At 36.8% G+C, this 22186-nt stretch carries 23 protein-coding genes; 12 read left to right on the top strand and 11 right to left on the bottom strand.

All coding sequences use genetic code 11. From position 1 onward, the window contains the following. The first annotated feature begins 4 nt into the window (after positions 1–4). On the top strand, positions 5–316 hold the full coding sequence (gene fliE, locus PR808_RS03060; RefSeq protein WP_206083873.1) for a flagellar hook-basal body complex protein FliE: 312 nt from the start codon (positions 5–7) through the stop codon (positions 314–316). 88 nt (positions 317–404) lie between these two features. On the opposite strand, the gene PR808_RS03055 is transcribed toward fliE, so the two are convergent. Next, positions 405–584, bottom strand: coding sequence for a tyrosine-type recombinase/integrase (locus PR808_RS03055; RefSeq protein ID WP_272538759.1), 180 nt, complete (start codon positions 582–584; stop codon positions 405–407). A gap of 499 nt (positions 585–1083) precedes the next feature. Here PR808_RS03055 and PR808_RS03050 point away from each other — a divergent pair, with 499 nt between their 5' ends. Then, the gene (locus PR808_RS03050) at positions 1084–2559 is read left to right on the top strand and encodes a colicin-like pore-forming protein (protein WP_272538676.1); all 1476 of its coding nucleotides are present in this window, start codon (positions 1084–1086) and stop codon (positions 2557–2559) included. A gap of 31 nt (positions 2560–2590) precedes the next feature. Here the strand turns inward: PR808_RS03050 and cui are convergent, their stop codons facing one another. Next, entirely contained in the window at positions 2591–3130 is a 540-nt protein-coding gene (gene cui, locus PR808_RS20665; protein ID WP_442960045.1) for a colicin immunity protein Cui, read from the bottom strand. Positions 3131–3266: 136 nt separating this feature from the next. Between cui and PR808_RS03045 the strand changes: the two genes are divergently transcribed. From PR808_RS03045 to cspE, 4 genes are all read left to right on the top strand, one after another. Then, on the top strand, positions 3267–3572 hold the full coding sequence (locus tag PR808_RS03045) for a recombination protein NinB (RefSeq protein ID WP_272538675.1): 306 nt from the start codon (positions 3267–3269) through the stop codon (positions 3570–3572). Positions 3573–3625: 53 nt separating this feature from the next. After that, on the top strand, positions 3626–3829 hold the full coding sequence (locus PR808_RS03040) for a hypothetical protein (RefSeq protein WP_272538674.1): 204 nt from the start codon (positions 3626–3628) through the stop codon (positions 3827–3829). Positions 3830–4296: 467 nt separating this feature from the next. Next, positions 4297–4755 carry an Hsp20 family protein gene (locus PR808_RS03035; protein WP_206083874.1) on the top strand — a complete coding sequence of 153 codons (459 nt, stop codon included), beginning with the start codon at positions 4297–4299 and terminating at the stop codon, positions 4753–4755. A 337-nt stretch (positions 4756–5092) separates the two neighbouring features. Beyond that, positions 5093–5305: a transcription antiterminator/RNA stability regulator CspE gene (gene cspE, locus PR808_RS03030; RefSeq protein WP_206083875.1), complete on the top strand. Its 213-nt coding sequence runs from the start codon at positions 5093–5095 to the stop codon at positions 5303–5305. 361 nt (positions 5306–5666) lie between these two features. On the opposite strand, the gene PR808_RS03025 is transcribed toward cspE, so the two are convergent. The 3 genes from PR808_RS03025 to PR808_RS03015 are packed head-to-tail and all read right to left on the bottom strand — an operon-like array spanning position 5667 to position 8830. Further along, the gene (locus tag PR808_RS03025; RefSeq protein WP_206083876.1) at positions 5667–6326 is read right to left on the bottom strand and encodes a MarC family NAAT transporter; all 660 of its coding nucleotides are present in this window, start codon (positions 6324–6326) and stop codon (positions 5667–5669) included. 17 nt (positions 6327–6343) lie between these two features. Next, positions 6344–7978, bottom strand: coding sequence for an FUSC family protein (locus PR808_RS03020; RefSeq protein WP_272538673.1), 1635 nt, complete (start codon positions 7976–7978; stop codon positions 6344–6346). Between the two features lie 3 nt (positions 7979–7981). Next, complete coding sequence (locus tag PR808_RS03015) at positions 7982–8830, bottom strand: efflux RND transporter periplasmic adaptor subunit (protein ID WP_206083878.1); 849 nt, start codon at positions 8828–8830, stop codon at positions 7982–7984. 995 nt (positions 8831–9825) lie between these two features. Here PR808_RS03015 and PR808_RS03010 point away from each other — a divergent pair. Together PR808_RS03010 and PR808_RS03005 are read left to right on the top strand one after the other, a co-directional pair. Further along, positions 9826–11400, top strand: a complete 1575-nt coding sequence (locus PR808_RS03010) for a phytoene desaturase family protein (protein WP_272538672.1) — start codon at positions 9826–9828, stop codon at positions 11398–11400. A gap of 98 nt (positions 11401–11498) precedes the next feature. After that, positions 11499–11855, top strand: a complete 357-nt coding sequence (locus tag PR808_RS03005) for an MmcQ/YjbR family DNA-binding protein (RefSeq protein WP_206083880.1) — start codon at positions 11499–11501, stop codon at positions 11853–11855. 18 nt (positions 11856–11873) lie between these two features. On the opposite strand, the gene PR808_RS03000 is transcribed toward PR808_RS03005, so the two are convergent. Next, complete coding sequence (locus PR808_RS03000) at positions 11874–12206, bottom strand: DUF4180 domain-containing protein (RefSeq protein ID WP_272538671.1); 333 nt, start codon at positions 12204–12206, stop codon at positions 11874–11876. A 161-nt stretch (positions 12207–12367) separates the two neighbouring features. Here PR808_RS03000 and PR808_RS02995 point away from each other — a divergent pair, with 161 nt between their 5' ends. Next, a complete protein-coding gene (locus tag PR808_RS02995; protein ID WP_272538670.1) occupies positions 12368–12682 on the top strand; it encodes a hypothetical protein in 315 nt (104 codons plus the stop codon). 475 nt (positions 12683–13157) lie between these two features. Here PR808_RS02995 and PR808_RS02990 read toward each other — a convergent pair whose 3' ends face one another. Beyond that, positions 13158–13607 (bottom strand): DUF1097 domain-containing protein, encoded by a 450-nt coding sequence (locus PR808_RS02990; RefSeq protein WP_272538669.1) that lies wholly within the window; start codon positions 13605–13607, stop codon positions 13158–13160. 1371 nt (positions 13608–14978) lie between these two features. Here PR808_RS02990 and def point away from each other — a divergent pair. Then, positions 14979–15488, top strand: a complete 510-nt coding sequence (def, locus tag PR808_RS02985) for a peptide deformylase (protein ID WP_206083884.1) — start codon at positions 14979–14981, stop codon at positions 15486–15488. 45 nt (positions 15489–15533) lie between these two features. Here the strand turns inward: def and fliT are convergent, their stop codons facing one another. From fliT to fliD, 3 genes are read right to left on the bottom strand one after another with little or no spacing between them, the layout of a single operon-like run. Beyond that, a complete protein-coding gene (gene fliT, locus PR808_RS02980; protein WP_206083885.1) occupies positions 15534–15923 on the bottom strand; it encodes a flagellar protein FliT in 390 nt (129 codons plus the stop codon). Next, on the bottom strand, positions 15913–16311 hold the full coding sequence (fliS, locus tag PR808_RS02975) for a flagellar export chaperone FliS (RefSeq protein WP_004909969.1): 399 nt from the start codon (positions 16309–16311) through the stop codon (positions 15913–15915). The genes fliT and fliS overlap by 11 nt, the downstream gene beginning before the upstream one ends. A gap of 5 nt (positions 16312–16316) precedes the next feature. Then, a complete protein-coding gene (fliD, locus tag PR808_RS02970) occupies positions 16317–17753 on the bottom strand; it encodes a flagellar filament capping protein FliD (RefSeq protein ID WP_272538668.1) in 1437 nt (478 codons plus the stop codon). 491 nt (positions 17754–18244) lie between these two features. Between fliD and PR808_RS02965 the strand changes: the two genes are divergently transcribed. Further along, entirely contained in the window at positions 18245–19363 is a 1119-nt protein-coding gene (locus tag PR808_RS02965; RefSeq protein WP_272538667.1) for a FliC/FljB family flagellin, read from the top strand. A 184-nt stretch (positions 19364–19547) separates the two neighbouring features. Here PR808_RS02965 and PR808_RS02960 read toward each other — a convergent pair whose 3' ends face one another. Further along, entirely contained in the window at positions 19548–20726 is a 1179-nt protein-coding gene (locus PR808_RS02960) for an MFS transporter (RefSeq protein WP_272538666.1), read from the bottom strand. 618 nt (positions 20727–21344) lie between these two features. Here PR808_RS02960 and PR808_RS02955 point away from each other — a divergent pair. Further along, complete coding sequence (locus PR808_RS02955; RefSeq protein ID WP_206083888.1) at positions 21345–22058, top strand: RNA polymerase sigma factor FliA; 714 nt, start codon at positions 21345–21347, stop codon at positions 22056–22058. The last annotated feature ends 128 nt before the right edge of the window (positions 22059–22186 follow it).

Raw genomic sequence — 22186 nt, 5'->3', positions numbered from 1 at the left:
CATCATGACAGTTCAAGCCATTGAAGGGGTTATTTCACAATTAAATGTGGTAGCGACGCAAGCGACTAACCCAATAAAACCTACTATTGAGCCAGTGGGCTTTGCGGATCACCTTGTTGCATCCGTTAACCAAATCAATAAAACACGCAATGATTCTGCGAAGCAAATTGAAGATTTTACCCTTGGGAAGCAAGATATTTCCCTAAATGATGTGATGGTGGATATGCAAAAAGCCAGTCTAAGTCTGCAAATGGGTATTCAAGTGCGAAATAAACTGGTTGCGGCGTATCAAGAGATTATGTCAATGCCAGTGTGATATGGTTATCTATTTGAATTAAAAAGAGTGTTATTAATTTCAATTCCATCTGGGGACACATAGGGGACATTATTACTCAATCTTTGGTTTAATAAAGAAATTTGGTCTTGGTCGTTCTCGGGCATCCAAGCGCCTGAACCATCTTTGAGGATGAGTGCCCCATTTGCGTCGCTATAAACGAAGGGTTTGCGCCTACGCTTAGCATCCAGCAGGCGTATGTGTGCCTAGTCTGGTATGATTTTCTATGCTTAACCCCTGATTTGCGAATTAATGATTTCCATATTTGCGAGAACCCACCAGGAGAATAATATTTACTAGTGCCGCCATTGACGCTTACAACGGATGGTTGAAATACAAACGTGCATTTATCTTTCCTTATTTTTTTAAATTCTCTGGTATTTACATTTATATCTATCTGCTACGTTAGCTTTGTATATGCAGATTGGTTTTTCAAGCAATTAAATGCAGCATCAACAAGATGAATGACCCTATCTGTCCCGGCACTGGTTTTGGGATATGAAAACTTGGATGGAGCAAATATGTTGCGCCTAACCATTAGTGTCTTCTCGACCATGTCTATATCTTCCCAGGCTAACAATGAAAGCAAAACACTGATCAATCTGTTTTTTTTATTTGAATAATTAAGTTTATGTTACTTATTGATATTTATAATTTAATTGTTTTTATTTGTGAAGATGGGTAACAAGTCAAAATGTGGTAGGCTGTATATTCACACAGTATTTAAACTATATTTATGAGGTGTTTTTATGGCTTATGATGATTCAAATGACAGCATAACTGTTTCAGGAAGCAATGATAGTGGCGGAAGAGGTACAGGACCTGAAGGGAACGGAGATAGTCGAGATAATGGTGTGGGTGATATTACTGTTGTTGATAACCCTAATTCATCAATTTCTTTGGATATAGCTCCAGGTGATGGAAATAGATGGACAATGACTTTTATTGGCCTTGCTATCAAAGATCCTAATAAAATGGAAACTAAAATTGAAGGTTTTGTTGATTTAAACGATAAGAAAAAAGGGGGGAATTCTACTGAAAAAAACTCATACAACAGAAATCTTCCTGTGAAAGATGCAGTTGTGACACATAAGCTTTCAAATGATTATGCACGGCATTATAACTCTATTAATCGTGATATTAAAAAAAGTAAATTTGACTCAACTAATAGGATAAATTTTTACCATCATGGTTATAATTATAGTGTTCAATTAAATGATGATGGAAAATTTACTGATTATAAAGAGCAAGAAACTGGCAAAACTAAAAACATGGATATGATGAAATATAAAGGTTTAGGTGATGCCAAGAGAAAAGAAATGGTCACAAAATTAGTAGAGCTTGAATATAAAACTCAATCATCTGAAATTCGTGATTTTTCAATTGATGTATTAGATTTTAACTATAATATTAAAATAAATAAATTTGGTGTTTTAGTTAATTTGAAAAAAACCAAATATAGTAAAGTTCTTTACTCTGAAAAGAAAGAAATTGCAAGGCAAAAAAAAGAATTAGAAAGTAAAGGAGTTAAAACAGATGCTGACTTAGACCAGTATTTAATTAGCTTTACCAATACGTTTTTTAATAATTATGAAAAAAACAAAAGTAGAGTAAAACAGCTTGAAAAAGATACTTTGCTAGATGCAAGTGCAATGATTGTCGATTCAGGAGAAAAACTAAGTGTTTTGTTAGGAAAAGAGTATAAAGTCATCTCAGATAGAATTGCTAACGATGTGAAAAATTTCCAAGGAAAAAAAATTAGAAGTTTTAATGATGCTTTAAAAGATTTGGATAAAGTATTGAAAAATCCTAATTTTAAAGTTAGTAAGCAGGATCGTAATGCGATAGCAAATGCAACTAAACAGATTCATGCAAAAACTTTGTCTGATAATTTTTATCGCTTAGGTAAAGCTTTTAAAGTTTTAGATGCAGGACTAAAAATAGAGAAAGTTTGGGAAAAAACAGCTGAGGGGTTTGATACTGGAAATTGGAAACCCCTAATGCTTGAAGTAGAAGCTATGATTTTAAGTGGATACACTGCTAGCCTGGCCTTAAGCATTACTTTTAGTACTATTAGTAGCATTGCATCTATTTTGGCGCTAGGAACATTACCTGTCGCACTTGCTAGTATTGCTGCGATTATTCTTATTAGTTATTTATCATCACTTATTGACGCCAGTCTTGTTGATAAAATTAATCACGAGCTTATTAGGGTAGCTCAGTGATAAAATATAAACTATAAAATAAAAGCCAGATTTACTTTCTGGCTTTTATTTTATAAGGGATATAAATAAAGCAAATGAGAAATAAGCAAAAACAAAAATATACTGCAGTGAAAGCTAATGAATAGTAAATTAAAAGAAGTTCTTTAGTTTTGGGTATTTTTTGAATATACCTCCAGCTTTCTGATAGATTTGTGCTATGAAAGTATGTGAAAAATATAACTAATATTACTATAAGTGTAAATGGGAAGAATGAATAAAACCAACTTTGAAAATTTATTTTTTCTAAAATATCATTGCTTAATTCTAACTTTCTCCATATACAGAAAAGAAAAAGCAAAGAAAATATAGGTGACAATTTAATGTAGTTACTAAATATAGTACTTATAACTGGATGTGTCTGAGAATATGATGAAGGGAGGCTTTGTATTTTCTCATATATAGAGTTGAGCCAGGTATTTGATAAATACTCATTGAAACTAGCAAAAAATATGGCTATCAACGGAGTCAGGCCTAAAATAAGTATAGTTATTGAATACCTCAATATATAAGTATCATTTGTTTTATTAGGCATTTTAGTCTCCATGTGAAATTGTAATTTTGGATTTTTAGTGATTATTGCTATCTAGACAATTACATAAGTATCACTAATGATAATACGAATTACTATTAATTAAAATTCATTTGTAGTTTAAGTTAAGGAGAAGCACTTGGAAGCTGATTTTCTCTTCCTCGAATCAACCAAAACCGCAGCATGGAAACACCTCAAAGAAGTTCTAGCAACAAACCAACCACACCGAATCATTATCAAGCCTTGGAAAAACAAGCGCTCACTATCTCAGAATGCCACTTTTCATTTGTGGTGCACAGAGATAAGCAAATATCTATGTAAGAACAAGTCTAATTTCACGCCTGAGACCGTCAAGGAGATGTTAAAGCATACATTCCTAGGCTATGAGGTCACTGAAATGATAGACGTCACCACGCAAGATATAAAGCGCGTCAGGACGCTATGAAAAACATCAAAGTTAGATACAGGTGAAATGTTCCACTTTATGGAGCCGGTTGAATGCTGGGTGGCGGGAATAGGTTGCCTCGTGACAATCCCAAACAATTCGGAATATATGAAACTCAAGGAGCAGCAAGAGAGATGAATATTCAACATATGATTGAGTGCGGAAAGATTTTTAAAGTAGGCGACATTATTTCATCGGTCAGAGTATCGAAAGAGGTCGGTAAGAGCGTAAATATTTCAGGCCAATTGCCTGTCTAACTCGATATTGCTCGAATATGCTAGTAAATATCAAATTACACTATCATATCATGTCAATGCCAGTGTGAGTTATTTATCTATTTGAATATTATAAATTAATGGTCTTATCGTGGCGTGTTAGTAGCAACGATAAGGCATTTTTATTCAAAATAATAATGGGCTTGAGTGACTTTGAGTTATCCAGCGATCAAATATCATAATTCCACTTTGACGATACCCATCTTATTTATACGCTAATAAAGGCTGTAAGATAACCTGCAAATAACGCCAAATATGTCTAATTTGTTGTCCTATTCATATCAAGATAGCCAATAAAAATGTGTAAAAAAAGTGCCATTGAAAACTTGAAATATTCGCTGTAAGCCTTATATAAATAATGCACCAAGCTAAAGCATGACGCCACACTAGGTTGATGGTGCAAGGTTATATAGGTTTAGTTTACGATATAGAATATTGAAGGAGCGTTTATGTCTAACATTCGATCTTTTTCATTATTTCCAACATTATCAGATAACTTGCTTTCAAATAGGTTTGATCAAATAGACAGATTGTTTAGCCAATTAACAGGTAATCGGCCGTTAACTACAGAGCATCCTTATAATTTAAAACAAATAGACGATACGCACTATCAATTAACAGTGAGTGTGCCAGGTTATAAGGAAGATGACTTAACGGTGTCCATGAAAGGTGGGAAATTGTGCATACAAGGTGAGCAATCTACTGAATTAAACAATGACTCAGAAAAATGGATCCATAAAGGAATTACGCAAAACACGTTCTCCCTTGAGTTTAATTTAGGTAAAAATGTGAAAATTGAATCTGCTGAATTATCGGGTGGGTTATTAGCATTAGATATTGAATATGAAATTCCAGAGGAAGAAAAAACGCAAGTCATCGCGATTGAAAATAAAGATATAAAATCATAGTGTTACTAATTTTAGCCCGCCAGAAATGGCGGGTTTTTTATGTCTAAAATGAAGATGGAAATTGTGTTCTATTAGGCGCAATTTTTAATGGAATTACCCATGGGTTTGCGGGCAGGGTGTAAAATAAAATTGCAATTATGTTTTATGTGTGGCTTAATGTCGTCACTGGTTTGGAAGTACAGGCCTATTTATGCTAGTCAGTTTAAAGTTGTTCACCATTAAGCGTTATCTCAGATACCCCTTCATTGCGAATTCCTTCTAATTAATTCCATAAGTACCAATAAACAACCAAACGAACACATGCCTTATGGCAATTAAAAAAATTAAAGGAAATTCTATGTCTAATACAATGACTGGTTCAGTAAAATGGTTTAACGATGATAAAGGTTTTGGTTTTATTACTCCTGCAGATGGCAGCAAAGATGTGTTTGTTCACTTCTCTGCAATCCAGAGTGATAACTTTAAATCTTTAGCTGAAGGCCAACAAGTTTCATTTTCTATCGAAAATGGCGCAAAAGGCCCAGCAGCTGCAAACGTAATTGCACTGTAAAAATTAATAAAAATCTATTTAGGTTTAATTATTCACACTTTTGTAAAAGTGCGATAAAACCTTAGGCTTATTAATAGCCAATTAGAATATTATTTAAAACCTCGCACTGCGAGGTTTTGTTGTATATAAGGCTGACTAAATGTATTTATTATAAGCATTATTGTCATCGAACTAGGAATTATTTCATTAATGTATTGGCATTAGGGGTTTAAGTAAATCAGCTTGCAGGCTCCCTAAAAAGTGAACTGACGCCATAAAACTAGACAATAACTTAATCTGCCTTTAAGGACTGAACTCTGTATATGACAGGGCTCAGTCCGTTTAATTTTGTCTTAGTTTAATTATGGTTATAGGAAAATAGTTAATAAAAGAAGCCAGATCGGGTTAATTCACCAATTCCTGTGATAATAAACTGCACTCCCATACAAACTAATAAAAATCCCATTATTCTTGATATTGCATCGATGCCACTTGTTCCAAAAAATTTCATTATCATATTTGAGCTTTTCAAACAGGCCCAAAGAATAATAGAGAATAAGAAAAAAACTAATGGTGGAGCAACTAAAACAACCCAATGAGGGTATTCACTTTCATTTGTGATGACAGATGAGGCCATACTGATGATCATTGCAATTGTCCCTGGTCCCGCAGTACTTGGCATAGCTAAAGGAACGAAAGCAATACTAGAGGTGTTATCTAATATCTTTGCTTCATCATTATTTTTGTTGGCTTCAACAACGGGAAATAGCATTCTAAAGCCAATATAAGCGACAATAAAACCGCCTGCGATCCTTAACCCTGGAATACTAACACCAAACGTATTCATAATCGCTTGGCCTGAATACCATGAAACAAGCATAATAAAAAAAACATAAATCGGCGTTGTATTTATGGTTTTCTTACGAGCATCAATCGTCATTCCACCCGATAAGCCAAGAAATAATGCAACAGTTGTTAATGGGTTAGACAAGGGTAATAATACGGCGAGCCCAATACCAATTGCAGTTAATAATTCAAACATGCCAACTTCCTATGTAATTAGAGCAAGAAATTAAGAATTTTATGACTATATTTTAAGCTAATATCATCGTTTGATTTATCCTCTAAATTTATTGAGAAAAGAATCGAACTCTTATCTTTACCTATAGAAACACTATGAATAAGATGAAAAATTTTATTTTTGGCATCATGTGACTTAGCTAATTGGTAGAGACTAATTAAGGACAATAAAACATAAAGCTTATTAATGTGCTTAGGGTTAGAAATAGCACTAATATTCAATAGTATCGTATTTTTTAATTTATCTGAATTAAGGTCTTTAGATGTCATGCTACTAATTTTTTGCAACATAAAATTCATTTTACGTGACTCGATTTGCTGAGCACTACTCAGTGGAATGATATATAGCATCAATATCACAATGATAATGGAAAAAATAAGTGCAATTGAGGTGTTAGCAAAGTAAGAAAAATCAAAATCCATTGGATTAGTAAAATTAATGAGAAATATCATGGAAATACATACGACATGAGAGAGCAAAAAGGCGAGTTTACCTACGGATTTTAAAACACCAAGAATTAAAAATATTGGAGCCATGATCATTACAGCTTGAAAATAACTAGATGCTTGAATCAAAAAGTAAAACTTCAATATGTAGCTGATAATAATCACTAGAATGGCAACGACTAATATAATAAAGGCGAGTTTATTTGCATTGGGGATAGTCACGCCAAATGTAAATGAAATACTTACTAATACAGGGAGTATATAACCATATTCCCAACCTGTGTTTAGCCAAAATAATACGCTAATAACCAGACTGATCACTAACCTAAGTGTATTTAAAAAAGCATCTTTCCAATCAAAAAAATAATAGAAACTGCTGTCAGATAAATCATTCTCTTGCTTTTTAAAGTCTAAAAATTGTTTGTAGCTAGTGTATTTTAAAAAGTGCTTATCAACCATGCCCATGATAGAGAAAACGATAAGCATAGGTAACTGTTTCGCTTTATGCTTTGCTGTTTTAAACGATAAAAAATGGCTTTCATATTGACTTGTTTCATCATAACTAATGCTACTTTCTAATACATTTTTTAAGCTTGTATGAATTTTATCATTTCTTTGTTTGAACAGGTTTGATAATAACTGTTTTTTTTCTGTTTGTATTTTTTTATCAATTAATTTTGTTTGAGGTATATTCGACTGATTAGGCAGTAAGTAGGTTATAAAAGTGTACACGACAATCCCTATCATCACTTCCATTAACCGTTCTTGAGATAAGTTAAAAATTGTCATTGGTAATGGAAATACTGACGTACCGAAAGCAATGATTGCGGAGGTGTAACCCGATAACGAAAACAGATATGGCATCATATAACGCGAAATTAATGTCATAAAAAGACATATCGATAACCAAATAATGATTAATGCAGTAAAAATCCAATGATCGTTAATACTGATATTGGCAATGAGAGTAACAGCAATGACACCAATAACACTACCCGATAGCCTTGCAGCCATTTTAGCTAAGCTTAGCGATGGGTCTGGATAGCCAATAATAGCAACGGTCATCATCGACCAATATGGCTTATCAAAACCAAAATAAGAGGATAAAAACCAAGCAAGTAAAATAGCTAATGTATACTTGATTGCAAATAACCAGTTTAATTTCATTGCTTACTCTTCAATAAATACAGTGCAAGTTGTTCCTGGGATCAAAGATATATTTTGACTATTTTTCAGCGATATTTTGACTGGTACACGTTGCGCTAGCCTAACCCAAGGGTAATTGGGCTGCACATTTTCTAATAGTTGGTTACCTGTTGATGAGTTATTATCATCAATTGCACGGCCGATACTTTGTACTTTTCCGCTTAATTCATTGTTATTGCTATATAGCTGTATTTTTGCATTGTCTCCTATAACCACATTTGTCATTTTAGTTTCTTCCAAATAGGCGATAACATAGTAGGAGTCTTTATCTACAATTGCGAATAAAGGCGAGCCAGCATTAATATAATTACCCGTTCTAAGGTTTAAGTTCGTGATAAAGCCATTTACGGGGGAGGTTATTTGCGTTCTTGAAAGATCAAGTTTTGCTTTGTTTATCTTTACTTTTGCCAATTCTATTTTTTGGGTCAGACTCGCTAGCCGAGACTGAGCATCTTCAAGCTCTTCTTTTGAAATGGCGACTTGGTTTAGTTTTGTACGCCTAGCGAGTTGGTTTTTTGCAAAGTTATGTTGAATAACCAGTTCGTTGAGTTCGAGTTCAGATTGGCGAACTTTAATTTCGTAATCTGTCGGGTCTATAATTAATAACAAATCACCTTTTTTAACTTCTTGGTTATCAATGATTAAAAGATTATCAATTTTACCTGAAACCTCAGCGGTCACTTGGTTGATCTCAGCTCTTATCCTGCCATCACGAGTCCACGGGCTTAGTGCATAATGGTTCCATAGTAAATAAATAGAGGAAATAATGATGAACAAAGAGAGAACGATGATTAAATATTTTCTGATATTCATTTTTACCAACTACGAATTAATAATGAAGTGTATGCATAAAATACATAAAAATAACATAGAGATATCAAATAGGTTCCCAGCATATTCATATTTGCTCATTAAATTTATATAAATAGTCCTAAAGATTAGCCATGAAAAGAACCCTAGAAAAAATACGAGTATGATCCCTGGTATAAAAACAGTTCCCCCTAAAATAAGATCTTTCATCGGTTATTCCACCATACAATGTATGTAATATTTTGTTGTACTGATATTTAGTAACTTGATATTCTTAATCTGAGACCTATTAAAATAACATGGGTTGTTATATCACTATATTATTCTAATGTGTAGTTGTATCGCATTAATAGTTAATTGATTGATATAACATACCATTAATTTATCTGGCGTTAGCGTTGTGGACTTAATGTGGAACATTAAACTTTTACATGCTATTGATAGCCATGTAATATACTATTTTTATAGGTTTTTTCCTTTATGAACAAGTTATTATCTATCTAAAACGTCGTTTTAACTACTTTTAAAATCAGGTAATTCAAATACTTTTTGAGTAACTAATATGGTTTTTATTATTTTAATGTGGTTTTTAATTGTTTTTGAATAACTACATCTTTATTTTTGTATGATGATTGAAACTGTATTATTAAAACAATAAACAGATTACAGTTGTCTTTATACAATTTATTTGGATTTAATGTTTTACCATTCTCATGTTGTGAGAGTGGGTATGCGAAATAATTAATAATAGACAAAAACCAACAGAGTTTCTTTTTTGAAAAAATCAAACAATTTTGAGTATGACAAGTTAAATGATATGTTGTTATTGAGGTTTTATCTAATTGAAATATAAGAGTATAGTTTCAATGGTAGATTGCATGAGATAAATCGAAAAATAATCTAGCTTTTCTAATTCATTATCTAAACTTAAAAGGCTTAAATGTAAATTGACACTTGGGTCTGGCCTCAAGCTAACAATAAGAATTAAGGGGAATAGAATGGATGAGCAATATGACGTGGTGATTATTGGCAGTGGTCACAATGGCCTCGTTGCTGGAGCAAAGCTTGCGCACAAAGGGCTTAAAGTTGTTGTATTAGAAAGTGAAGAGACAATAGGCGGGGCGGCTCGTACCGCTGAAATTACGCAGCCTGGTTTCCACCATGATTTGTATGCAACCAATATCGGGTTATTTTTAGGATCACCGTTTTACCAAGAATATCAAAGTGAACTGCATAAAAATGGTTTTGATATCGTGACCAGTGACCGCCCTTACTCCAATGTATTTCCAGATGGCGATGGGATAGGTGTTTACCAAGACCGAGCTAAAACCGATGCGATGTTTCGCAAATATTCTCCGCAAGATGCAGACAGCTTTTGGGCGTTACTCAGTTATTTTCAAAAAACCGTTGGGCATTTTGCACCATTAATGCAAATGGAGTTGCCATCTTTTAAAGCAGCTAAGCAGTTGTTTTCCATGGTTAGACATTTAGGCATGGGGGAATCGCTTAATTTGGCGCAATTAATTCTTAAATCCACACGGCAATTTTCAGAAGACTATTTTACGCATCCAAAAACTCGCGCATTATTTATTCCTTGGGCTTTTCACCTTGATTATGGGCCTGATGTAACAGGTGGAGCAACATTTTCATTTTTAGAAAGCTTAAGTGACCATCTTAATGGACTCTCCATTAGCCGTGGTGGCGTGGGAAATTTAATGCACAGTATTGCCAGAATTATTGAAAATCATGGCGGGAAAGTGCTGACTCAAAAAGAGGTCACTGAAATTATTATCGAAAATGGTAAAGCGATCGGGGTGAAAACCACATCGGGTCAAACTTTTGGTGCGAAAAAAGCGGTTATTGGTAATATTACACCAACACAAATCGTTAACTCGCTGATCAAAGAGCAGCACTTACCGAGCAATTATATTCAAAAAGCGAAGCGTTATCGTTATGGTGCGGGTACGATGATGTTGCACTTTGCATTGGATAAACCCCTTGAATGGAATGCAGGGGAAGATTTTTCTAACTTTGGTTATGTACATATTGGCCCGTATACAGACGATATTTCCGCAACCTTTGACCAAGCCCAAAGGGGGATTTTGCCCGATAGCCCAATGCTGGTGGTGGGGCAACAAAGTCGTAGTGACAGAACACGTGCACCAGAAGGAAAAGAAACTTTGTGGGTACAAGTCAGAGCACTGCCATTTGCACCGACGGCGGATTCCCGAAATGAAATTGCCATGGGGGAATGGGGCTCAATGAAGCAGCAATATGCCGAACGTGTGATTGATAAAATTGCGGATTATGCGCCGAATATCAAACAGAATATCCTTGATTATGCAGTGTTATCCCCAGCAGATCTCATGCGGCATAACCGTAACTTGGTGAATGGTGACAGTGTATCGGGCAGCCATCAACTCAGTCAAAACTATCTTTTTAGGCCTTTCCCTGGGCATTCACGATATAAAACGCCGATTAAAAACTTGTGGATGATCGGTGCTGCGACGTGGCCAGGTGCTGGGCTTAATGCCATTTCGGGCTATTTAGTGGCAGACCATATTTTAAAGTAACGCATTGAACTTCACTAAAATTATCGTGGGCCTGATTAGGTTCACGATAAAATTCCCTTTATAATAATGCTCACTAAGACGCGCGGGTGGAGCCCACGATGAACCGAAATGAATTGATCGCGTATATTCAAAATAATTATGGTGTTATCCCTGAGTACCCATGGGCAAGAGCCCCCACATTTGCGACCTTTAAACACGGCAATAACGGAAAATGGTTTGCGGTAATTATGGATATTGCTGCAAAAAAAGTAGTCGAAGGTGGAGGAGAGGAAAAAATTGATATTGTGAATATCAAGGTACCGCCCGAGTTAGTGGGCTCATTGCGGTTACAAAAAGGGATTTACCCCGCCTACCATATGAATAAAGAACATTGGGTGACCGTGAAGCTAGGGGCGGAGGTAAATGCTGCAGAGCTGATGTCCTTGGTGAATGAAAGCTACCGTCTGACCACCTAATTTATGGTTTATCAAACTTTACAGCATGTTAATAAAGTTGATTGAATGGCCTTTATTTGCTTCCAAAACAAAGTCATTAAAGGGTTTGCTTTGTTTTTTAACGTGCTCAATATCCCCAATAATGAGCGTATGAATGGCGTAATTTGTTAGTTTTTGCAGTAATTCCCCCGCATAGCCTGAGGAGAGTGTAAAAAACGCAGGGGCTAGCTGATCAACGGGTAATGCAATTGTTTTTATCCCTTCAGTCAATGATGCATCCATCACTAAATTAAGTAAGTCATTAATTTGCGTTGGTAGATTTTGAAAAATAAGAGTAGGGCTTTCGTTGATGGTCACAATTTGGTAATTCATGTGTTCTTCCTTAATTTAAGTCAAATGATACTATTTCTTAAGGTTATAACTGGTTTTTATTAAAAATGATCACAAAAAAGGCGATTTGTCACTAATAGCTGTTGTGCGCAGCAAATTAAATCGTAAGATCTCTAAACTTCCTTTATAGATAGAAAACTAGCATGCTTTCTCATTATATATCTCAAGCCCTAGTTGCTAAGAATTGCACATTAATTGTTAACCAACAACAGCAAGATAGTTTATCTGAAGTGTTTATTAAAACTCGCCAATGGCAATTTGCGGATGGGGTCGTACTTTTATGCACAGAGGAAATTGAAATAGCGGAATTTACCTGTGATAGTCAATGCCCTGAGCGCTGGATTATCTGGCAATTAGTCGAAGAGAATGGTCTGAAAATATTCCCAAAAAGAAAAGAGTTTTTTAATATTTGCCAACAAAACTTTTGGTTGAAAATGAAAACGCAGTGTCGGTTCTAAAAAAGAAGAATTCCATTGGTAACTATATTATTTTTATGGTTTTTTTCTTTCTCATAAACGAGAAATATCGAATAATCGCCAGCCCTAGTAAGATTTTATTTTTAGCCAAACTATTATTTATGTTAAGTCAATCTAATCTTTCCATTATTTAACTCTTAATTAGCATACAGATAAATCTGAATTTAACTAATAATGATGTGAATAGTTTCATATGAAATTATTTATTGAGTAGTTAGATAAGCTTACTTAATCAAAAAATGAATCTTATATTCATTTTTTATCATTTCGTTAACAATATTTACTTCATTTTCTTCGTTTAGCTATGTAAGCTTACTTAGTCGTTATTCTAATTAATTATTAATAAAATCATTATGTTATATATTGTTGTTATACGAATTTAAGGTACTATCAATCTTGTTTGAAATTCCCTTGGTTTTATTTATTCTTTTATGCCGCCTAAAAGCGGCTTTTTTTGTCACTTTTCAGCCAGCCACATTCCACTTTTCTTCATGGAAAAACCAAACACTATACCAATTAGTAATGATTGAATGGTGATCAGCCATGCCCCCTGTGCAGCAAAAATGGTGCAGGTACCGACAAAGGTTCCAGGGATGTATGACAACCACTGTTTTTTTGCTTGAATGCACATAAAAAAGGCCACAAATCCTGTGACGAAATAGCCGATAAAGCTCGGCAAGTTTTGCAAATAGCTACCGCTATGTAAGATAACTAATCCCCACACAACACCGCTGCTAACGGTTAGTGCGGTAATACCAAGGCCTTTGATGCCATCTTTCGGGTAGGCAAAGTAAGCCGTACAGCCCAGAAATCCTGCCCAGCCAATTAAGCCAAGTAAATCAGCGACCCATGCCCAAAGGCCCGAGAGAATTGCAGTAGTTAACGAAAGACAAAAAAGTAATTTCACAATAGCGACTTCAAATTAGGGTTAATCAATTTCAGAGAACCTTAGGCGGTTGCTTATGGTTACTCAGTGCAGCATTGTTATGCTTAATAAAAACAAATATCTTGTTGTCTCGATTCAGCTTTTGAGCTGATTAAATCAGAAACACGCATGTTTTTAATGAAGGTTTGCGTTAACATATTAATAAATCAAGATTATTTGGGTTATCAATAGAGATGAGAGCAAACAAAGGCAAGCATTGTATCCAGCTGATCCCCTGGTTGCAATTTGTATCTGCGGTTATTTCTCTGAATTCACAACCTAGATCAACTGCAATCGTTTACCTGTGTTTTCACAAAGAAAAAGTATGAAAGCGTCCCCATTAAGGCGTATTTGCAAATGGTATATTTACTTTGCATTGCTAATGCCCTTGAATATATTTTAAATAGAGGATGGCTAAGCCTGCGTAACCCTATTACACAGCGTAGGCGGCATCCTCTATTTTCTTTACCACTTTAACGTACTTTGAGACTTTGGTAGAAGAAAATACGTATTGTATTTACCCAGCTTACCAGCCGACAGCGGCACCGCATTAATTACTGGGTTATTTGCGTTATTTCACGCAATAGAACTACGTAGGTTTACATTTTGCCTAACTGGGTATTGCATCCCAGCGGCAAGTACTTTGCCGTCTTGATTACGGCCGATACCAACCCTGCACTGAATCGGCTGTTTAGGGAATAGGGGATATTACTCATTGTCGCGACAGAGGCAATGCCAGAGTTAGCTTGTTTGGTGGTTTTATTTATTTTCTGTTTTATTTGTTATCGTTTGAATATGTGTCATCGTCTGAATGACACCAGTATGCTATAGGCTTTTGGCTTAAATGATAAATCGCTTATACAAAGCTGTTTATTCGGGATATTGGCAGTGGGATAGTTTAACTCCAGTGTTATTTAAACAGGTGATGAGAAATTGTTAGCGATAGATAATTGTAAAATGATTAATTGCTTAAATGACACTTTTTGCATATTTTAGGTGAAGTTTGTTAAATAACATGGTATTTTTCTGCCAATCCGCATTGTACCTTGTTTTTACACGAAATTTTAAATTGCTTGGTCAAGCGAAGAAGCGAAAAAAGCATCAAGGTGCGAGCAAGGTTAAATCACAATGTCATTTTTTGCCTATTTTTGGCAAATGAAAAAGTTGATAATGTTTTCCATACTTATTTATTAGGCCATTCATTAGAAAAAGGCGTGCAAGCCTATCTCCTCTTAACGTGTTTAACGCGCGGTGTTGGGGTGCTTGCTTATGCAACTTTGTTCGTTTAGATAATTTGGCTGAGCAATAGATTCAATTATTAAGAATAAAGACTGAATTAATAGGATTTGAATTATGGCAGTAAGAGAAATTATTGAAATTCCCGATGAAAGACTGCGCATTAAATGCAGCCCTGTGACGGATTTCGCCGCGGTACAAACGTTAATCGATGATTTAATCGATACCATGTACAGCACTGATAATGGCATTGGCCTTGCTGCTACGCAAATTGCTGAAACCAAATCCATTATGGTGATTGACATTTCGGAAAACCGTGATGAACCGATGGTGTTTGTCAACCCTGAAATCGTCGAAAGCGAAGGGGAAACCAGTTACCAAGAAGGGTGCTTGTCAGTGCCTGAAATCTACGCGGATGTCGACCGTTTCTTACGTGTGAAAGTGAAAGCGTTTGATAGACACGGTAAAGAATTTGAGGTGGATAGCGATGAGTTTTTAGCCATCGTGATGCAACATGAAATCGACCACTTGCACGGTAAAGTGTTCCTCGACCACTTATCCACGTTAAAACGCAATATGCTGCTTAAAAAGCTGAAAAAACAGCAACGTTTAAAACAGCAGCAATAGTCATTGGAAGAGGCGTGTCAGGTTTGTTGGCCTGACACACAAATTTTATTCCCTAGGGCGAATAACCAACGGGGCGTCAGTCTCATCGAATTGCCCATAGCTGTTATTGAGCACCCGTTTTTGGTCTAATTGCTTAATTTCTTTGCTTAAAAAGTTTAAATGCTGTTGTAAATATTCTTTAGTCACACGTTCATTTTCAATAATTTTATGCAATAACTGAATAAATTCCTCAGTGATTGGCTGCTGTTCTTCGAACGCTTGCGTTAACGCGGTGAGGTTTTCCACCGCCAGGACGTACTCCGTTTCGCGGGAGACCAGTGTCTCCCATTCCCCAGATTGCGCTAAGGCAACTAAATTTTCACTTAATACTAAGACATTACGGTATATTTCTTGTAAATCGATAGGATTTTTATTGTCCACCTGATTATCTTTCATCCACATTTGCACCGATTTGTTGCCATGCAGAGGCGATATCGGAGAGTAACTGGTAAACTTCTTGGACATAAGCCACGTTGTTTTCGAGGTTGGCACGGAGTAGCTGCATTGTCATATACTCATACAAACTTGCTAAATTTTCCGCAAGTTCGCCGCCAGCTTCATAATTTAACGACTGCTTTAACCCAGTGTCAATGATGTCGATAGCTTTTGAGATTTCTTTACCTTTTTCAGCCACCTTCCCTTGCTGCATAAAAATCTCCCCGCGTTTCAGGGCACTTAGCGCCCCTTTAAACAGGATTTGGATCAGCTGGTACGGGGTCGCATTGGTGATTTCACTCTCCAAATCGACTTGTTGGTAGGCTTGCTGTGCGTGTCGTTGATACATATTTTTTAACCTAAAAGTCGGCCTAATGAATTACTGGTGCTGTTGAGCGACGTCATCATTTTATCGAGGTTTTGGAATTGGCGACGGTACATATCCATGGTGTTTTCGATTTGCTTATTGGTCTGCTCAATACGTTTATCTAAACTTTTCTTTTTCTTTTGGATACCATCGGTGGCGTTATGTAGCGTGCCTTCTTTGCTATCTAAGGTGTCTTTTAAGTAGTTAAAGTTTTCGGTGCCAAACCCCGTTTCTTTTCCGTCCCCAGCAAAAAACACTTTGACGCTAGATGGGTTTTCTTTCAGGACTTTATCCAGCACTTTATTATCGATTTCTAAGGTGCCATCCAGTTTTTGCTTAATACCCATTTTGCCAAGTGTATCAATTTCACCGCTAGCTTGTGGGACGCGAACTTGCGTGCGCAGGGTACTTTGGATCATGCGTAAAGTAGAATCACCAATCAGTGGGCCATTGGTTTTATCCGGTGCCGTGCCTTTTTCTGTTGGTGTGTACTTAGTCAGTTCGCGAGCTAAATTTTGGAATTCATTATAGGCATCCACCCACGCTTTAATTTTGCCTTTAGCCGGTTCGATATCTTCAGAAACGATTAAATGGTCAGCTTTACCTTCTTCACTTTCTTTTTTCAGGGTGAGGGTTAAACCAGGGAAGAGATCTTTGGCTTCATTGGTTTGTGATTCCAACTCAAAACCGTCAATTTCCAGTAAAGCCGTTTGTGGGGCAACTTTCTGCACCATACCACTGTCTTTATCAGTATTTAAGGTAACGACACCCTTATCATCCATCACCGATTCAACATTGAGTATTTTAGCAAGTTCATCATCACCATCCACATTAATGCTAATACGGTTTTCTGTACCTTCTTTTTTGGACGTCACGACGAGGTGATATTCGTTATTTTTATCTTTAATGACGGAGGCAGTGACGCCTTTATCAGTTTTATTAATGGCATCTGCAATCTCGATTAAAGAGGTACTCTCTTTATCAAGTTTGATAACGATTTTGTCTTTAGATTCTTTTTGTGAAGGTTGAGTGATGGTAATGGTGCGTTCATCTGCATCACTGCCTAATAATTTTTTATTATCAGTTTGCCCTTGGCTGGCAATAGTTTGCGCTTTTGCCAACCGTGTAACTAACACATCATGCACACCTGCGACAGCTTTACCGTCCGTTTTTACATCAAAGGCTTTATATTCACCAGTGACTTTGGTGGTGCTGATATCGCCATATTTTTTTAAGTCTTCAGCGGCTTTTTTTAGTTTTTCTAAGGATGACTGCATTTTGCCAAAGGCACTAATTTGTGCGTCATAACTGGCTTTCTGGGTGGTTAATGGCTCTAAACGACGGCGCTCCATCGCTTCTAATTGGTCCATTTGTACATTTAAATCTAAGTTTGACCCGATACCGAGTGTGGATATTCCTGCCATGTTTTCTCCTACGCTATTCTCGTCATCCTTCAAGTTGCAGGGGTGTTGACTTCGCTCAGCTAGCGGAATCACATACTTGTGTATGCTCATCGGCCTATCTTCACTTGTCGCCTACCTGCAACCCGAATGATTTAGAGTCTATGCCTGTGTTATTAACTCTGAAATAGAGTCTATTTAGAGTCTTATCGGCAAAACGGAGCAAAATTTTAGACTATTCTGAAAAACAACGATGGCGGGAAGTAACGAGGTAAATCTAGGTATTTATCCTTATTAGGGGTAAATAACTCGAAAATTGATAAAAATAAAATAATTCCAAGCAAAATAATAAAGTAAAAAGCGGCTTCCCGTGCAGGTTTTGCCGTTATTGATGAAATTTTTATTCAAAAAGCCTAAAGGGGTTTTGGTTACAGCCGATAAACATATTGCTGACGAAAATCACTCAGTTAAGCGCATAGGCTTAACTTATTAATTTGAATAACAAGGACATTACCATGGCACAAGTTATTAACACTAACATTCTGTCTCTGACTACTCAGAACAATTTAAACCGTTCACAAGGCGTATTAGGTTCTGCAATTGAACGTTTATCTTCAGGTTCACGTATCAATAGCGCTAAAGACGATGCAGCAGGCCAAGCGATTGCTAACCGTTTTACTGCAAACGTTAAAGGTTTAACCCAAGCTTCTCGTAATGCCAATGACGGTATTTCTATCGCACAAACTGCGGAAGGCGCAGTTAACGAAATCAACGATAACTTACAACGTATTCGTGAACTGACTGTTCAAGCGAAAAACGGTACTAACTCATCAAGTGATATTGCTTCTATCCAAGCGGAAGTTAAAGATCGCATGGATGAAATAACTCGTATTTCTGACCAAACTCAGTTCAATGGAATCAATGTATTAGCATCAGAAAATAAAATGAGTTTTCAGGTTGGTGCAAATGATAAAGAAAGTATCGAATTAGATATGAAGAAAATCAACCTAGAAGAATTAGGTATTGATAAGTTTAAAGTTGGCAAGGGTGATATCTTATCTGATATGGATAAATTAGATGCAACCACTGGCGATGCTGACGAAAAGGCTGCTGCTGCTGCGCAAATCAAGGAACTAACAGGTAATGCAACATTTACTATAGTTGATGCTGGAGCAGACGTTACTTTCCATAAGGGTGAGAACGGTCAAATTTATGCCAAAAAAGATGATGCATACTATAAAGTAGCACAATCAGATTTCCAGGCTAATGGCACGACAGCGACAACGGCTGATTTTACCTTGAACGCTAAAGCTGAAGTAAAATTAGATCCTAAAACAGCAGAAGAAGCAAAGGCTGATTTTGATAAGCAATTATCTACTTTAGATGATGCGTTAACGACGGTAGACACTTACCGCTCTAAACTTGGTGCATTCCAAAACCGTATGCAGTCTACCATCAATAACCTGAACAACTCTGTTAACAACCTGAGCGCAGCACGTAGCCGTATTCAAGATGCTGACTTCGCAACAGAAGTTTCTAACATGAGCCGTGGTCAAATTCTGCAACAAGCAGGTACTGCTGTGTTAGCACAAGCTAACCAAGTTCCACAAGGTGTTCTGAGCCTGTTACGTTAATTCGTAATTGGTTAATGATACTGAAGGCCAGCATTGCTGGCCTTTTCTTTGCCTGTCATATTTTGCACTACAAGGGTGTTGCCGTCAGTCAGTCACCCGAATCACGTACTTATGTACGCTCATCGGGATAACCGCCTTCGTCGCCTAGCCGCAACACGAGTTATTTAGGGCTCGCTGTAGTATTTCAGTTAAACTCCGCATACGTTTTAGTGTTAATTTTGGCACAGGCGTAAATTAATATATTTGATAACAGAATAAAAATAATAATAACGAGAGGGGTGTTAACCAGAAAACCAGACTCATAAACATAGGGTAGGGCGATTCCGCCAAATATATCCCCTGTTAAAAATGCGGTTTGTATTAAACCAAAAATATGTTCGGCATTCCCTTTGCGGGCAATCTCCATCTCAACCAAATTAATTAATAGTGAGCAAACGGTTCTAAACATATACATGGCAATAACCGAGATGGCGAAAACAATCGGGGAGCTAAATTTTATCGACCAAAACATGCCATAGAGCATCAGCATGCATAAACCAGAAAAAACGAGTAATGAGATAGGTTTATCTTTGTCAGAAAAAATAAACATAAAAAGGTTCTTGAGTACTAACCCAGAAATAACGCCTAATGACATCACAAGGCCAACATTCGCATCTGAAAAATGCATGTTTTTTAAATACACAGGAATAATGGGAAAGATCAGTGCCCAACTGGCGCCACTGATAATAAATGCAATAAATAAAATTAAATCTGCTTTACTGAGAAAAGGAAAAAATGAAATGCCTTTTGGGGAACCTTTTTTCACTAATGGTTTCTCAGTTTTTGGTATTTTTAATGAAGGAATGGCTACTATGGCGATTAATACCATGACCCCGCTAATCAATAAGGCGGAACGATATGGAGTTTGATCGATAATTGATAAAATCGTCACTAGCCCTCCTGCAATAAAAGCCCCAAGGCTTTGTGCAACTGTGCTTAAATTATCGGTGTGTAGCAGGACTTTATTTTGTTCCTGTTTATCAATATTAAAAATTAGTGATTTTAGCGCAATAGCGATAATACTCGCACCCATCCCTGCCATCAAACCTGAAGTCACGGCGATAGCCATCCCTGTGGGATAGGCTCTAAGAACAAGGCCACACCCATACAGGAAAAAGCCCACAATTAAACCAGTCTTAGTACCAAATCGGGATAGCCCTTTGGCATAAAATAGTGAGCACGCCCCCGCAACCGCCATCATTACGTATGAAATTGAAAATAACTTCAATTGCGCCTTCTGTTCCCAATAGATGGGCTGCAATGTTTTGGATATCCACATTGGGAAAAGAAAGAAAAAATAAAAGAAATATATTTTGTATGCCATTTTTATTCTTAACGGTTTAAGTTAAAATTAAAAGTTAATTATTTCATAAAGGTCATACTTGATTTTTTAATTAAACTCATCTGCCGTTACATTGGTGAATGTAAAAATACATTATGTAAATTAAATCTGTCAAATAGTAATTTTTTACCTTGTTAGCCTGAATAATTTCAATGTTTAATTAATATTAAATAGATTTAAGAATTATATTTTTTATATAATCTATTAGTCCGATTATTTTCATTGTCATTACTTCCCATAGCAAATGCTATGTTTACCTTGGTTATGATGCATAGCGCCAAGCGCGCTTGTTGTTTACCAATAGTTTTATTTGTTTTAAGGGTGGCTAACTAAGCCTACAGTCAATGGCAAGGTCTAAAATCAAAATCTGCAATTTAATGACAAATCCACCTTTCAACAAAACAACTACTCCCACTTGTATTACCAGTAAAACCCCCTGAAAATTGTGTTAAAACAACCATTAACCTCGTGAATATTCAAATTTTACCTATTTAGGATAAGGGAAATAAAGCCACATTTAGTGCCTTACTCTACGGATTGAAATCAAAACCAACACAGATAATGGGTACCTTTTATAAAGCTTGAAGGGTGATTCAGGTTGTGAGTGATTTGTATACTGCCGAAGGTGTGATTAATAAAAATAGCCTATGGGAGCGTTATTACCCTCTAATACGCCATGAAGCCCTGAAACTGCAAGTTAGACTACCCGCCAGTGTTGATATCGACGACCTAATTCAAGCGGGGGGCATTGGTTTATTGCATGCATTGGAACGTTTCGATGTTACCCAAGGGGCATCGTTCGCCACCTATGCGGTGCAGCGTATTCGTGGCTCAATGCTTGATGAACTGCGCAGCCGTGACTGGGTACCGCGCAGCGTGCGCCGCCAAGCAAGGGAAATGACCAAGGCCATTGGCGCGCTGGAACAATCACTGGGGCGCAGCGCGACGGAGCCAGAAATCGCTAAAGCGCTGGATATTGACCTTGCAGAGTATCGCCAAGCACTGCTAGATACCAATAATAGCCAGCTATTTTCCTACGATGAGTGGCATGAAGTTCACGGGGAAAGCTGTGAGCCGCAAATGGATGAGAGCGACGGTGGTAACCCGCTAAGCTTGCTGATGGAGTCGAGCTTAAAGTCGCAAGTGATGGCGGCGATAGACCAGCTACCAGAGCGTGAAAAAATGGTGCTGACGTTGTACTACCAAGAGGAGCTGAACCTGAAGGAGATTGGTGCGGTGCTGGAGGTGGGGGAGTCGAGGGTGAGTCAGCTTCATAGTCAGGCTATTAAGCGCTTGCGCGGTAAGTTGCGATGATGCTCGTCATACTTCGCACCACAGCGTTGTTGGCTTCATGAGTTCACCCTAGTCACATACTTATGTATGCTCCTAGGGCTAAACTCACTCGCCGCCTAGCTGTAGCACGAATTATTTAGAGCATTTAC

This window comes from Providencia sp. PROV197, assembly GCF_028479625.1.
Lineage (GTDB): Bacteria > Pseudomonadota > Gammaproteobacteria > Enterobacterales > Enterobacteriaceae > Providencia > Providencia vermicola.
Note: the sequence above shows the minus strand (reverse complement) of the source record. Positions and strands in the feature narration are given on the sequence as shown.